The following is a 12,222-nucleotide window of genomic DNA, read 5'->3' as shown; positions in this document are numbered from 1 at the left end:
GGGTTACCGCGCTCCCTCCGCGAGCCAGTCTTCATAGCTCACACTGTCGATCTCTGCCCCGGGGCCGGGTAGGCACCCTCCGGTACGAATTGCCCGCCCAAACTTGCCTGGCAGCGGCAGCTCGATCACGGTCTGGCTGAGCCCGTGAGTCTCGAGCACCATGCGGCCGAGGTCGGCCATCCAGAGCTCGTCGGGGCCAGCGAGCTCCCCTGCGAAGCCCCGCGGCGGCCCGGATGCCAGCTCGACGAGGCGTCGCGCGACGGAGCTGGCGGCGACCGGTTGCGAACGCATCTTCGGCATCACCGTCCACGGGCCGAGCGAGAACGAGCTCTGGTCGGCGAACTCGAAGAACTGCGTCGCCCGGAGCACAGTCCACGGGGTCTCGCCCTCGCTCACGAGCCGCTCCTGGAGCGCCTTGCCGGCGTAATAGCCATACGGGTGCTGCGCAGCACCGACTATCGACAGAGCGACGTAGTGCTGCACGCCGGCGGCGGCTGCGGCTCGCAATAGGTGTTCCGTGACTGCCCCGAAGAACGCCTCCGAGCCAGAGAGCTTCGGCGATGCCGAGACATCGATGACTGCGTCGACGCCCGAGAGATCGAGCCCCGCTGCGGTCGTGAGGTCGACCGGCAGAGTAGTGAGCCTGCCGGTTGTGGCGTCGGGCAGGGGCTCCCGCAGCCCGCCCGGGTGGCCATCGCCGCCGGGGCGCCTCGCGAGACCCAGCACATCGTGCCCGGCCTGGAGCGCCTCGCGCATCACGTGAGCGCCGACCGTGCCGGTGCTACCTGCGACTGCGATTCGCATGGGCGCCTCCTTTGTCCGGTCAATGAGCTGCGCACGCCGACGCACAGCGGAGTGTTTTGTGCGGCTAAGACTACGCCCGCGAGCGACGCAGCGCCAGCGATACCCGGGGCACAGCGGCAATTCCCGGGCTCCCCGGCAACACACAGCGGGCGGGCCCGGCACACAGCCAGGCCCGCCCGTCGCGGTCAATCGGTCTGCCAGCGGCAGCCGGCACGCAGCTAGTCGCGCAGCTTCGCCCCAAACGCCCGCTCGGCGGCCGCGACACCGGCGAGCTTCGCCGCGCTCGCCTCCTCGGCCTTCAGCGTGCGGTCGGCCGCACGGAAGCGCAGCGCGAACGTGAGCGCCCGCTGCCCGTCGTCAATGCCCTGACCCCGGTAGTCTGCGACAACGTGAGCGTGCTCGAGCAGCTCGCCGGCGCCAGAGACTACCGCTGCGAGCACGTCGCCCGCAGGCACCTCGGTCGCAACCACGAGCGTCAGGTCTTGCGTGGCGGCGGGGTAGCCCGACAGGTTCGATGTCTCGGGCTCGCGCGGGGCGAGCTCCATGACGCGCTCGAGGTCGAGCTCGAACGCGCTGACCCTGCCCGGCAGGTGGTACTCGGCGACCAGCTCGGGCAGGAGCTCGCCTGCGACGCCGACGACCTCGCCGGCAACGATGAGCTCAGCGGTGCGGCCGGGGTGGAACGCCCGGTGCGCGCCCTGGCGCACGGTGAGCGCCGCAGAGACTGCCCCGACCGTGATGCGCGCAGCATCGATCGCGTCGGCCCAGTCGTATTGGCGCCCAGGCTCCCCCGGCTGCTGCTCGATCGCGTCACCGAGCAGCAGCGCGGCGGCGCGGTGCGGCTGCACCGGAATCGAGGCGTTCAGCGCCGCGAGCGTGGCCTCGGCGGGCCGCTCGGCGAGCGGCGGCACGGTGTCGGTGCCGAGCTCGCCCGCGGGCGAGACGGGTTCAAAAACCCGCCCGAACTCGACGAGGGCGAGGTCGGTGATGCCACGCGAGACATTGCGCTGCGCGGCGGTCACGAGGCCCGCGAGCAGCGAGCGGCGCATGAACGGGGTCTCGCCGTCGAGCGCGTTCGCGAGGCGGATCGCGTCAACCGGCTGACCCGAGGCGCCACCAGCGGCAGCGCTCTCTGGGCCGTACCCGAAGTTGTCGAGCTGCGCGCGGGACACGAACGGGTAGCTCTGCACCTCGTCGAAGCCAGCCGCGGTAATCACATTCGCGGCACGGCGGCGCAGCCGCTGCGAGCGGGTGAGGCCGCGGCCTGCTGGCGCAACGGGCAGCTCAGACGGAATGCGGTCGTAGCCGACGATGCGCGCGACCTCCTCGACCAGGTCGGCCGGGCGGGTGAGATCGGAGCGCCAGCTCGGTGCTGTGACACTCAGCGTCGGTGTAGCGGCCGAAGCATCGGTAACCGTGCAGCCGATCATGGTGAGTGCGCCGCGCACCTCGTCGTCGCTGTAGTCGGTTCCGAGCAGCCCGTTCACGCGGGCGATGGGCAGCAGCACCTCGGCTGGCGCCCACGGGGCGATGAGGTCGCTGCCGAAGGTGTCTGCGGTGCCGCCTGCGAGCTCGACGAGCAGGTCGACCATGCGCTGCGCAGCCGCCTGGGCAACGAGCGGATCTACGCCGCGCTCGAAGCGCTTGGAGGCCTCGCTCGAGAGTTTGTGCCTGCGCTGGCTGCGCGCGATCGAGATCGGGTCGAACGTCGCGGCCTCGATGAGCACGTCGGTCGTGTCGTCGTCGACCTTCGTCGACTCACCGCCCATGACGCCGGCGAGGCCGATGGGGCCGGACTCGTCGGTGATGAGCAGATCTTCGACGTCGAGCTTTCGTTCCTGGCCGTCGAGCGTCTCGAGCGTCTCACCCGCACGCGCGCGGCGCACGGTGATGCCCCCGCTGAGCTTCGCGAGGTCGTACGAGTGCAGCGGGTTGCCGAGCTCGAGCATCACGTAGTTCGAGATGTCAACCGGAAGCGACAGCGCGCGAATGCCGGCGAGCTGCAGCCGCGCCACCATCCACGCCGGCGTCGGCTTCGTCGCGTCGATGCCGCGCACGACGCGGGTGATGAACCCCGTCGCGCCGACGCGGCCACGAATCGGTGCGTCGTCGGAAATGGTCACCGAGAAGCCGCTCGCGGGCGCGAGCTCGCGAATCGCCGGGTCGGTGAACGCCTCGCCGGTAGCGTGCGAGTACTCGCGCGCAACGCCGCGCACCGAGAACGCGTAGCCGCGGTCGGGTGTGACGTTGATCTCGACCGCGGTGTCGGCGAGCCCGAGGAGCTCGAGCGCGTCGGTGCCGACCTCGGGGTCGGTGCCGTTCTCGGCGCTGAAGCCGAGGCGCGAGAGCACGATGATGCCATCGTGATCTTCGCCGAGCGTGAGCTCGCGCGCCGAGGCGATCATGCCGTCGGAGACGTGGCCGTAGGTCTTGCGCGCGGCGATCTTGAAGTCGCCGGGCAGCACAGCGCCCGGCAGGGTCACAACGACCTTGTCGCCCGGCCCGAAGTTGTGGGCACCGCAGACGATGCCGCGCACGTCTTCGCCGCCGTCGGCGGCACGCTGCCCCTCGGGCGCGACGCGCACCTGGCACCAGTTAATGGTCTTGCCGTTCGACTGCGGCTCTGGCTCTGCCGAGAGCACCTCGCCGACCACGACGGGGCCCGAGATGTCGAAGCGGCGCACCGACTCCTCTTCAAAGCCGACGCGCACGAGCTTCGCGTGCACGTCTTCGGGGGTGGTGTCTGCGGGCAGCGAGACGAACTCGCCGAGCCAGCTGAGTGGGATCCGCATTAGACGAGGCCTCCGAACTGTGCGTTGAAACGAATATCGCCCTCAACCATGTCGCGCATGTCGTTGAGGTCATTGCGGAACTGGAGCGTGCGCTCGATGCCCATGCCGAACGCGAAGCCCTGGTACTCCTCGGGGTCGATGCCAGCGGCGAGCAGCACGTTCGAGTCGACCATGCCACAGCCGCCCCACTCGACCCACCGGGCTCCGCCCTTGGCGTTCGGCTGCCAGACATCCATCTCGGCAGACGGCTCCGTGAACGGGAAGAAGTTCGGGCGCAGGCGAATCTTCGCCTCGGCGCCGAACATCTGTCGCGCGAAGTGCTCGAGGGTGCCTCGCAGGTGGGCCATCGTCAGCCCCCTGTCGATCGCGATGCCCTCGATCTGGTTGAAGACGGGGGTATGGGTCGCGTCGAGCTCGTCGGTGCGGAACGTGCGACCGGGGGCAACGACGTAGACGGGCAGCTCGCGGTCGAGCAGCGAGCGCACCTGCACCGGCGAGGTGTGCGTGCGCAGCAGCAGGTGGCGGTCGGCTGGTTCCACGAAGAAAGTGTCCATGAGTGTGCGCGCCGGGTGATCGGGGTCGAAGCCGAGCGCGTCGAAGTTGAACCACTCGTGCTCGATCTCGGGGCCCTCCGCGACTTCCCAGCCCATGCCGACAAAGATGTCGCTCGCCTCGTCCTTGAGCTGCTCAAGCGGGTGGCGCGAGCCGGCGCGACGGCGCACCGGCGCCTGGGTCACGTCGACGGTCTCGGCGACGAGACGAGCCTCGGCCTCGGCAGCTGCGAGCTCGCTCTCGCGGCCCTTAAATGCTCCCTCGAGCCGACCCCTGGCGGCTCCCATGAGCTTGCCAGTCGCTGCCTTCTCGTCTTTCGGAACCTCGCGCATGAGCGCGTTGAGCGTCGCGATGGCTGAGTCGTCGCCAACGTGCTCGGTCCGCGCGGCCTTGAGCGCCGCGACTGAGTCGGCCGCACTAAAGGCGGCAAGAGCTTCAGCGACGGCGGCTTCGACCGCTTCCTGCGAAATCGGGTTGGGGTTCGTGGTGTTGTCTGACACGAGCACTCATCCTACCGTGCTTCACCGCGCAGCGCCCCGGTGCGCGGCACGGCAGGGCGACTGCGAGGCGCAGCTCAGGGTGCGCAGGTTAGGATTAGCCCTATGGCCAGGCGACCGCAGCCGATGAGCCGCGCGGCACGCACCGCTCGCGGCGCAATCGGCGCTGCGCTCTCGGCCGTGCTCGCGGCGTCATCGCACTCGCTGGCCGGCGGTGAGGTGTCGGCGTTCGCGGTGTTCGTGACGGCGACAATTGCCCTGCCGTTCTGCGTCGCGCTCGCCGGCCGGGTTGCCTCTCTCTGGCGCATCGGGATTGCCGTCGGCGCAAGCCAGTTCCTCTACCACTGGGCCTTCGCCGGCATCGGGGTGTCGACGTCGCTCGGCGCAGCACCCGAGTTTCCGAGGGGCTCGCACGCGGCTCACCTCGCGTCGCTCGAACGCTTCGTACCGAGCGTGGTTGAGGCGGGCTCCGCCGATGCCCTGATGTGGGGCCTGCACGCGGTCGCAGCCGTGTTCTCGACCCTGCTCATCGCTCGCGGCGAGCGCGCAGCCCTTGCCCTCGGGCGTTCCATTCGTCGAGCGCTCCCCCGCCCGGTGCGCGTCGCCGCCTTCGAAGGCCCCGTGGTGGTGCCGGCACGGCTCGATCCACCGCTGCTTCGCGATCAGATTTACACCCTGTCGTCGCGTTCCCTGCGGGGCCCGCCGCGCGCCTGCGCGATCCCCCAGCACTAGCAAGCAGTAGGAACAACCGCCCGGGCTCCGGGTTAGACAGGATCAGCGATGCACACGCATACCCAGATTCAGGATGCAGCGCGGCTGCCGAAGGCTCTCACGGCACTGTTCGCCGCGCTCCTCGGCCTCGTATTCGCCGCGTTCGTAGCGCCGGGCACCCCGGCGCAGGCGCACGACCAGCTCATCGATGTCACGATCGAGACGAGCGACGCGGGTGAGGCGCAGGCATTGCGACTCACCTTTAGCGACAACGTGCTCGAGATAGGCACCGAGATCCACGTGACCGCGCCCGACGGAGGCGACGCCGCAAACGGCACGCCGACGTTTAACGGCCGCGACGTGACGCAGCCATTCAAGACCCCGCTCACCGACGGCAACTACACGTCGGCCTGGCGCGTGGTCTCGAGCGACGGGCACCCGATCGAGGGCGGTTTCACGTTCGACATCACCGAGGGTGCGGCGGGCGAGATTCGCCCCTACACGGGCACCGAGGAGCAGGGCTCAGACGCCGACCAGAACGCCGAGACGGCCATGGCGGAGTCTGACGGGCCGGGGATCGCACTCCCAGCAACGATCGGCGCGGCGGTGCTCATCGCCGCGGCCGTCGCCATTCCGATGTTTATTCGCATGCGCAAGAGCGCACCATCCGCGGAGGGCCAAGACCCCCGCGCAAGCGAGGAGTAATTCATGTTCATCACACACCGCACCCAGCGTTCGCGCCGTGCGGCGGTCGGCCTTGCCGGCGCCGCTGCAGCGTTTGCGCTCGTACTCGCCGGCTGCTCGTCTTCGAGTGCCCCAGAGAACTCGGCCCAGGAGCAGAGCGCACCCGCCGCTGAAACCGGCGTCACCGCGAGCGACATGTGGGTCAAGGCAACCGCCCCAGACGTGCAGCCCGGCGAGGCGATGAGTGGCGTTTTTGGCACACTCGAGAACCACGGCGACGAAGATCTCGTGATCACCTCGCTGAAGAGCGACGTCGCAGGCGTGACCGAGCTCCACGAGGTCGTCGACGGCAAGATGCGCAAGATCGAGGGCGATGTCACCGTGCCAGCCGGGGGCAAGCTGCAGCTCGAGCCCGGCGCGAACCACATCATGCTCATGGATATTCAGCAGCCACTCTCCCCCGGCGATGACGTCACCATCACCCTGACGTTCTCCGACGGGTCGACGCTCGAGATCGTGGCGCTCGTGAAAGACACCTCGGGGGCGAACGAGAGTTACGAGGATATCGAGATGGATCACGGCGACATGGACATGTCTGAGGGCATGGACATGTCGGGTGACGCTGACGCGATGTCCCATGGCTAAGGAGCACCTCAAAGCATCAGAGAACGAGGCGCACCGCCTGAGCCGCCGCGCCCTCCTCACGGGGGGCGCGGTCGGCGCGGGCATCGGCGCGCTGCTCGGCGGCGCCGGGGGCGTAGCCGGCGGGTACGCGCTCGCCGAGCGCGACCGCGCGAACGAGCCGCGCTTCGACCCGGAGGCCGAGCCGGCGCTCACGCCGTCAGCCGACCGGGAGGGGTTCGGGGGCGAGGCGCTGTCGTGCCACGGCGATCATCAGGCGGGCATCGTCACGGTGCCCGCGACGCACGTGCGGCACATCGCCTACACGCTTCGCCCCGAGACCGACCGCGCCGCCATTGCCCGCATGCTGCGGCTACTCACCGGCGACATCGAGGCGCTCACGGCGGGCGTTGCCCCGCTCGCAGACCCGGAGCCCGAGCTCGCCGAGCGGCCGGCCCGGCTCACCGTGACGCTGGGCGTCGGCGCCGAGCTTGTCGATCGCGTCGACCCGGCAAAGCGCCCGGCGTGGCTCGCACCGCTGCCCGCGTTTACGCTCGATCAGCTCGGCAACGGCTTCGACGGCGGCGACCTGCTACTCATCGTGCAGGCCGACGACCAGCTGCCGGTCGCGCACGCTGCCCGCATGCTGCACCGCGACCTCGACCGGTTCGCCGAGGTCGCATGGGTGCAAGAGGGTTTTCGCCAGGCCCGCGGCGCCGAGGCGAAGGGCGCCACGATGCGCAACCTCATGGGCCAGGTCGACGGGACGGTCAACCCCGCCCCCGACGATGCCGATTTCGACTCGCTCGTCTGGGTCGATAGCGCAGCCGGCCAGCCGTGGCTCGTCGGCGGCTCGGCGTTCGTGCTTCGGCGCATTCGCATGGAGCTCGACACCTGGGACAGGGTCGACCGGCCCGGCAGGGAGCAGACCATCGGGCGCACACTGGCAGACGGCGCCGCGCTGTCGAACCCACACGGCGGGGAGAACGCGCCAGCCGACTTCGACGCGAAGAACGCACTCGGGTTGCCGATTATCTCGTCGGCGGCGCACATTCGCCGGGCTACCTCGCAAGACCCGAGCGAGCGTATCGTGCGCCGGGCGGTGAACTACGACACGGGGCACGAGGCCGGGCTGCTCTTCGGCTGCTACCAGCGCGACCCGCTTCGGCAGTTCGTGCCCATTCAGCGCCGCCTCGACGAGGCAGACCTGCTCAACGAGTGGGTGACGCACACCGGGTCGGCGGTGTTCGCGGTGCTCCCGGGGTTTCGCAGCGGCGAGACCCTGGGGGCCGCGCTGCTCGCGTAGCTCGAGCTGGTTCGGCGCGCTGGGCGCTGTGTCGGGGCGGATCCTCGGCGCAGCGCCCAGCGGCGTTGTGCCCGCTCCCTCCCCTTGCGGAGCCTCACGAGGCCGCCGATCACGACACCCCAAAGCCAGTCCTGCTATGGTAGAAAGGTTGTTAGCCGACGGATGGTTGAGATCACTGTTCTCCCGACCGCACTGGCCTTCCCCGCGGGCGCCGCAGCGCGCATTCTCGCGCGTTTCGGCCACGCCAGCGCGACCGGCTAACGGCACTATGAGAGTGAGGATGAGTAGTAACGTGAATGGGAATAAGCGAGTAGCAATTATTGGGGCCGGCCCGAGCGGCATGGCCCAACTCAGGGCCTTCGAATCGGCCGAGCGAAGGGGCATCGAGATACCCGAGCTTGTCTGTTTCGAGAAGCAGGCTGACTGGGGAGGCCAGTGGAACTATTCCTGGCGCACCGGCCTCGACGAGCACGGGGAGCCCGTGCACTCGAGCATGTACAGAAACCTGTGGTCGAACGGCCCAAAGGAGGGCCTCGAGTTCGCCGACTACTCGTTCGATGAGCACTTCGGTCGCCCCATCTCGTCGTACCCGCCACGCGAGGTGCTCTGGGATTACATCGCGGGTCGCCTCGAGCAGAGCGACGTGCGCAAGTATGTTCGTTTCACCACGGTAGTGAGGCTCGTCACCTTTGACGAGGCAACGCAGCTGTTCACGGTGACGAGCGAGCACCTGCCGACTGGCGAGACGACAACCGAGGAGTTCGACAATGTCGTCGTCGCGAGCGGGCACTTCTCATTTCCGTTCGTTCCGACCGTCGACGGCATCGAATCGTTTACCGGCTTCGTGACCCACGCGCACGACTTTCGCGGCGCCGAGGCGCTCGCGGGCAAGGACGTGCTCGTTGTCGGGTCGAGCTATTCTGCCGAAGACATCGGCAGTCAGGCCTACAAGATGGGTGCGAGCTCGGTCACCGCTGCCTACCGCACCGCGCCAATGGGCTACGAGTGGCCGGAGCGCTTCGAGGAGCGCCAGGGCCTCGAGCGACTCGAGGGCAACACGGCGTTCTTCGGCGACGGCACGACGAAAGAGGTCGACGCGCTGATCTTCTGCACCGGGTATGTGCACAAGTACCCGTTCTTGCCGCAGCAGTTCGCGCTCTCGGGGCCGAACACGCTCTACCCAGAGCGGCTGTACCGCGGCGTCGTGTGGCACGACAACCCCGGGCTGTTTTACGTGGGTGCGCAAGACCAGTGGTTCACGTTCAACATGTTCGACGCGCAGGCGTGGTACGTGCGTGACCTCATACTCGGCACGGCGGCGATGCCGACGGCGGCGGAGCGCGAGCGGTCGATGACCGAGTGGCAGACCCGCTACGCCAACACCGCAGCAGCAGCGGCCGACCAGATTCGCTTCCAGGGCGACTACGTGCGCGACCTCATTCGCGCGACCGACTACCCCGAGTTTGATATCGACGAGGTCACCGAGATCTTCATCAGCTGGTACATGGATAAGAAGACCAACATCATGGGGTACCGCGACTACTGCTACCGGTCGGTGATGACCGGCACGATCGCGACGAAGCACCACACCCCGTGGATTGAGGAGCTCGACGACTCACTCGAGCGCTACCTCTCCCCCGGCCCCTCAAGCCGCGAGCCGGCAACCGCCAGCAGGCCGTAGCCGTTCGCGAGGCGCGACCGGTGTTAGCGCACCGGCCGCGCCTCGCCCTGCTCGAGATCGTAGCGATCGCGGTAGGCCACGATCTCGGCCTGGTGCGTCGCTGCCCACTCGGCGATCGCCATGACCGGGCCGACGAGGGTGCTGCCGAGCTTCGTCGCCCGGTACTCGACGCGCGGCGGAATCTCGGCGTAGACGGTGCGCTCGACAAGCCCGTCGCGCTCCAGCTGCCTGAGCGTGAACGTGAGCATGCGCGCGGAAATGCCAGGGGTCATTCGCTTGAGCTCGGTGAAGCGATAGGGCCCGCGCTGCAGCATGCCGATGAGCATCATGCTCCACTTGTCGCCGACGCGGGCGAGGATCGAGCGGAACACCTCAGCCTGTTGGTCGTCGACGTCGCAAATGTGCTGCATGCTCGGCTCGCTCTCGCCCGAGTGTGGGAGTGCTACCGGTGCGCTCGTGGCGAACGTCGGGCCCTGCCGCGCTCCCGGATCCACCCCGCGGGGCACTTCGGCGACCCCCGTCGTTCCAACGATTTCACTGCGCATTCCGCTCCCCTCCCGCGCATCCCCGCCACGCGCTAGTTACACCGAGGTAACTCAGTCACGTTGCGGTGCCCGAGGCCCCGTAGTCGATACTTACTCACTGTACCTCAGTTACCTTTAGTTACCTTTGGAGTTAGTGCAGTGCTCGTTCTTTCAATCATCACCTGGGTGCTCACGGGCATTCTCGCGCTCATGTTTCTCATGGCTGGCGGGATGAAGCTCGCCAAGCCGCACGCAGACATGCCAATGGCAACCCTGCAGGAGCTCACCCCCGGCCGCGTAAAGTTCATCGGTGCCGCAGAAGTGCTCGGGGCGATCGCCATCGTCGCGATCCCGCTCATCGGCATCGTGCCGGTGCTCGGGCCCCTCGCCGCGGTCGGCCTCGCAGTCATTCAGTTCCTCGCGATTTTTGCGCACCGCAGGCTCGGCGAGCCCTTCCACATGAACATCGTGCTCATGCTGCTCGCGATCGCCGTCGCGGTGCTCTGGTTCGTGGCGCTGTGACAGCCACGCCGACCGGGCAGGTTCCGGCCCAGCCACAGGAGCAGAGTTCGCCGGGCGCACGAGCTGGTGCACAGCCCAGCACACGGCCCAGCGCACAGCCCGGCTCGCGGCCCGGCGCGACCGGCACGCAGGCGATCTGGCTGCTGCTCGGGGCCGCGTTTGTCACGATCTTGAACGAGACTGTGATGGGCGTCGCGCTCCCCCACCTCACCGAGGATCTCGGCATTTCGCTGAGCGCGGCGCAGTGGACGACAACGGCGTTCATGCTGGCGATGGCGGTCGTGATTCCGACCACCGGGTACCTGCTGCAGCGTTTCACCACGCGGCAGATCTTCACGCTCGCGATGTCGCTGTTCACGGTGGGCACGCTGCTCGGAGCGGTCGCCCCGACCTTCTCACTGCTGCTCTTCGCCCGCGTCGTGCAGGCGAGCGGCACCGCGATGATGATGCCGATGCTCATGACCACGATCATGGCGCTCATTCCTGCCGACTCACGCGGGCGCTTCATGGGCCGCATCACCATCGTGATGGCTGTCGCCCCCGCGCTCGGCCCGACGGTGTCTGGCCTGATCTTGAACACGTTCTCGTGGCGCGCGCTGTTCTGGTTCGTGCTGCCGATCGCCATCGTCATGCTGCTTATCGGCCTCGTTCGCCTGCCGAACATCGGTGAGACGCGCAAGACCCCTCTCGATGTGCTCTCGATTCCGCTGTCGGCCATTGGCTTTGGCGGCCTCGTCTACGGGTTCTCGACGATCGGCTCCGGTGGGCGCATCGCCGAGGGCGGCATCGTGCTCGCAGCCGGCGTTATCGGCCTCGTGCTCTTTGTGTGGCGTCAAATCGTGCTGCAGCGCGCAGACGGTGCACTGCTCGACCTCAGGGTGTTTCGGTCGCGGCCGTTCGCGCTCTCGGTGTCGCTCGTTACCATCATGATGGCGGCCATGTTCGGCACCCTCATTCTGCTGCCGATCTACCTGCAGAACGTGCTCGGGCTCGACCCAGTGACCACGGGGCTCACGATGCTGCCAGGTGGCCTCATCATGGGGCTTATTGCGCCGCTTGTCGGCCGCCTGTTTGACCGCTTCGGGCCGCGGCCGCTCGTGATTCCCGGCGCGATGCTCGCGAGCGCGGTGCTGTGGGCGCTCACGCAGCTCACCGAGCACACCTCGCCGGTGCTCGTCACGCTCGCGCACGTTGGGCTGTCGCTCGGGCTCGCCTTCATGATGACGCCGCTCATGACGAGCGCGCTCGGGTCGCTCAAGCCGCAGCTCTACTCGCACGGCTCGGCGACCGTCGGCGCGGTGCAGCAGGTCGCAGGCGCGATCGGCACGGCGCTGTTCGTGACGGTGCTCGGGATGCGCTCGGCGAGCTCCGCTGCCGCCGGCGCGAGCGAGGCCACGGCGAGCGCCGACGGGATCGCCTTCGCGTTCTTCCTCGGGGCGATCCTGTCGCTGTTCGCCGTCGTCGGGGCGTGGTTCGTGCGGCGCACGCCGGCTGCGTAGTTGAGCGCTTCAGGTCGGGATCGGAGCGC

11 protein-coding genes are annotated in these 12,222 nt (G+C 68.4%); 7 read left to right on the top strand and 4 right to left on the bottom strand.

The features are described 5' to 3' along the window. Positions 1–3 precede the first annotated feature (3 nt). The 3 genes from ABD115_RS04090 to pheS all read right to left on the bottom strand — a co-directional run bounded on the left by ABD115_RS04090 (position 4) and on the right by pheS (position 4,648). Positions 4–804: an SDR family oxidoreductase gene (locus tag ABD115_RS04090; protein ID WP_343958482.1), complete on the bottom strand. Its 801-nt coding sequence runs from the start codon at positions 802–804 to the stop codon at positions 4–6. Positions 805–1,022: 218 nt separating this feature from the next. After that, complete coding sequence (gene pheT, locus ABD115_RS04085; RefSeq protein ID WP_343958480.1) at positions 1,023–3,596, bottom strand: phenylalanine--tRNA ligase subunit beta; 2,574 nt, start codon at positions 3,594–3,596, stop codon at positions 1,023–1,025. Beyond that, complete coding sequence (gene pheS / locus ABD115_RS04080) at positions 3,596–4,648, bottom strand: phenylalanine--tRNA ligase subunit alpha (RefSeq protein WP_343958478.1); 1,053 nt, start codon at positions 4,646–4,648, stop codon at positions 3,596–3,598. Before pheS ends, pheT begins: the two co-directional genes overlap by 1 nt. Before the next feature lie 102 nt (positions 4,649–4,750). Here pheS and ABD115_RS04075 point away from each other — a divergent pair, with 102 nt between their 5' ends. The 5 genes from ABD115_RS04075 to ABD115_RS04055 all read left to right on the top strand — a co-directional run bounded on the left by ABD115_RS04075 (position 4,751) and on the right by ABD115_RS04055 (position 9,648). After that, positions 4,751–5,377, top strand: coding sequence for a hypothetical protein (locus ABD115_RS04075; RefSeq protein WP_343958476.1), 627 nt, complete (start codon positions 4,751–4,753; stop codon positions 5,375–5,377). Between the two features lie 48 nt (positions 5,378–5,425). Beyond that, complete coding sequence (locus tag ABD115_RS04070) at positions 5,426–6,061, top strand: copper resistance CopC family protein (protein ID WP_343958474.1); 636 nt, start codon at positions 5,426–5,428, stop codon at positions 6,059–6,061. A gap of 3 nt (positions 6,062–6,064) precedes the next feature. After that, positions 6,065–6,685: a copper chaperone PCu(A)C gene (locus ABD115_RS04065; protein ID WP_343958472.1), complete on the top strand. Its 621-nt coding sequence runs from the start codon at positions 6,065–6,067 to the stop codon at positions 6,683–6,685. Then, complete coding sequence (locus ABD115_RS04060) at positions 6,678–7,967, top strand: Dyp-type peroxidase (RefSeq protein ID WP_343958470.1); 1,290 nt, start codon at positions 6,678–6,680, stop codon at positions 7,965–7,967. The genes ABD115_RS04065 and ABD115_RS04060 overlap by 8 nt, the downstream gene beginning before the upstream one ends. A gap of 280 nt (positions 7,968–8,247) precedes the next feature. After that, entirely contained in the window at positions 8,248–9,648 is a 1,401-nt protein-coding gene (locus ABD115_RS04055) for an FAD-dependent oxidoreductase (protein WP_343958468.1), read from the top strand. A 23-nt stretch (positions 9,649–9,671) separates the two neighbouring features. Here the strand turns inward: ABD115_RS04055 and ABD115_RS04050 are convergent, their stop codons facing one another. Beyond that, entirely contained in the window at positions 9,672–10,193 is a 522-nt protein-coding gene (locus ABD115_RS04050; protein WP_343958466.1) for a winged helix-turn-helix transcriptional regulator, read from the bottom strand. 138 nt (positions 10,194–10,331) lie between these two features. Between ABD115_RS04050 and ABD115_RS04045 the strand changes: the two genes are divergently transcribed. Together ABD115_RS04045 and ABD115_RS04040 are read left to right on the top strand one after the other, a co-directional pair. After that, the gene (locus tag ABD115_RS04045) at positions 10,332–10,694 is read left to right on the top strand and encodes a DoxX family protein (protein ID WP_343958464.1); all 363 of its coding nucleotides are present in this window, start codon (positions 10,332–10,334) and stop codon (positions 10,692–10,694) included. Beyond that, a complete protein-coding gene (locus ABD115_RS04040) occupies positions 10,691–12,193 on the top strand; it encodes an MDR family MFS transporter (protein WP_343958462.1) in 1,503 nt (500 codons plus the stop codon). Before ABD115_RS04045 ends, ABD115_RS04040 begins: the two co-directional genes overlap by 4 nt. Positions 12,194–12,222 lie beyond the last annotated feature (29 nt).

Source organism: Leucobacter albus (assembly GCF_039528015.1).
In the GTDB taxonomy this organism is placed as follows: domain Bacteria; phylum Actinomycetota; class Actinomycetes; order Actinomycetales; family Microbacteriaceae; genus Leucobacter; species Leucobacter albus.
This window is presented reverse-complemented; position numbering and strand designations above follow the sequence as displayed.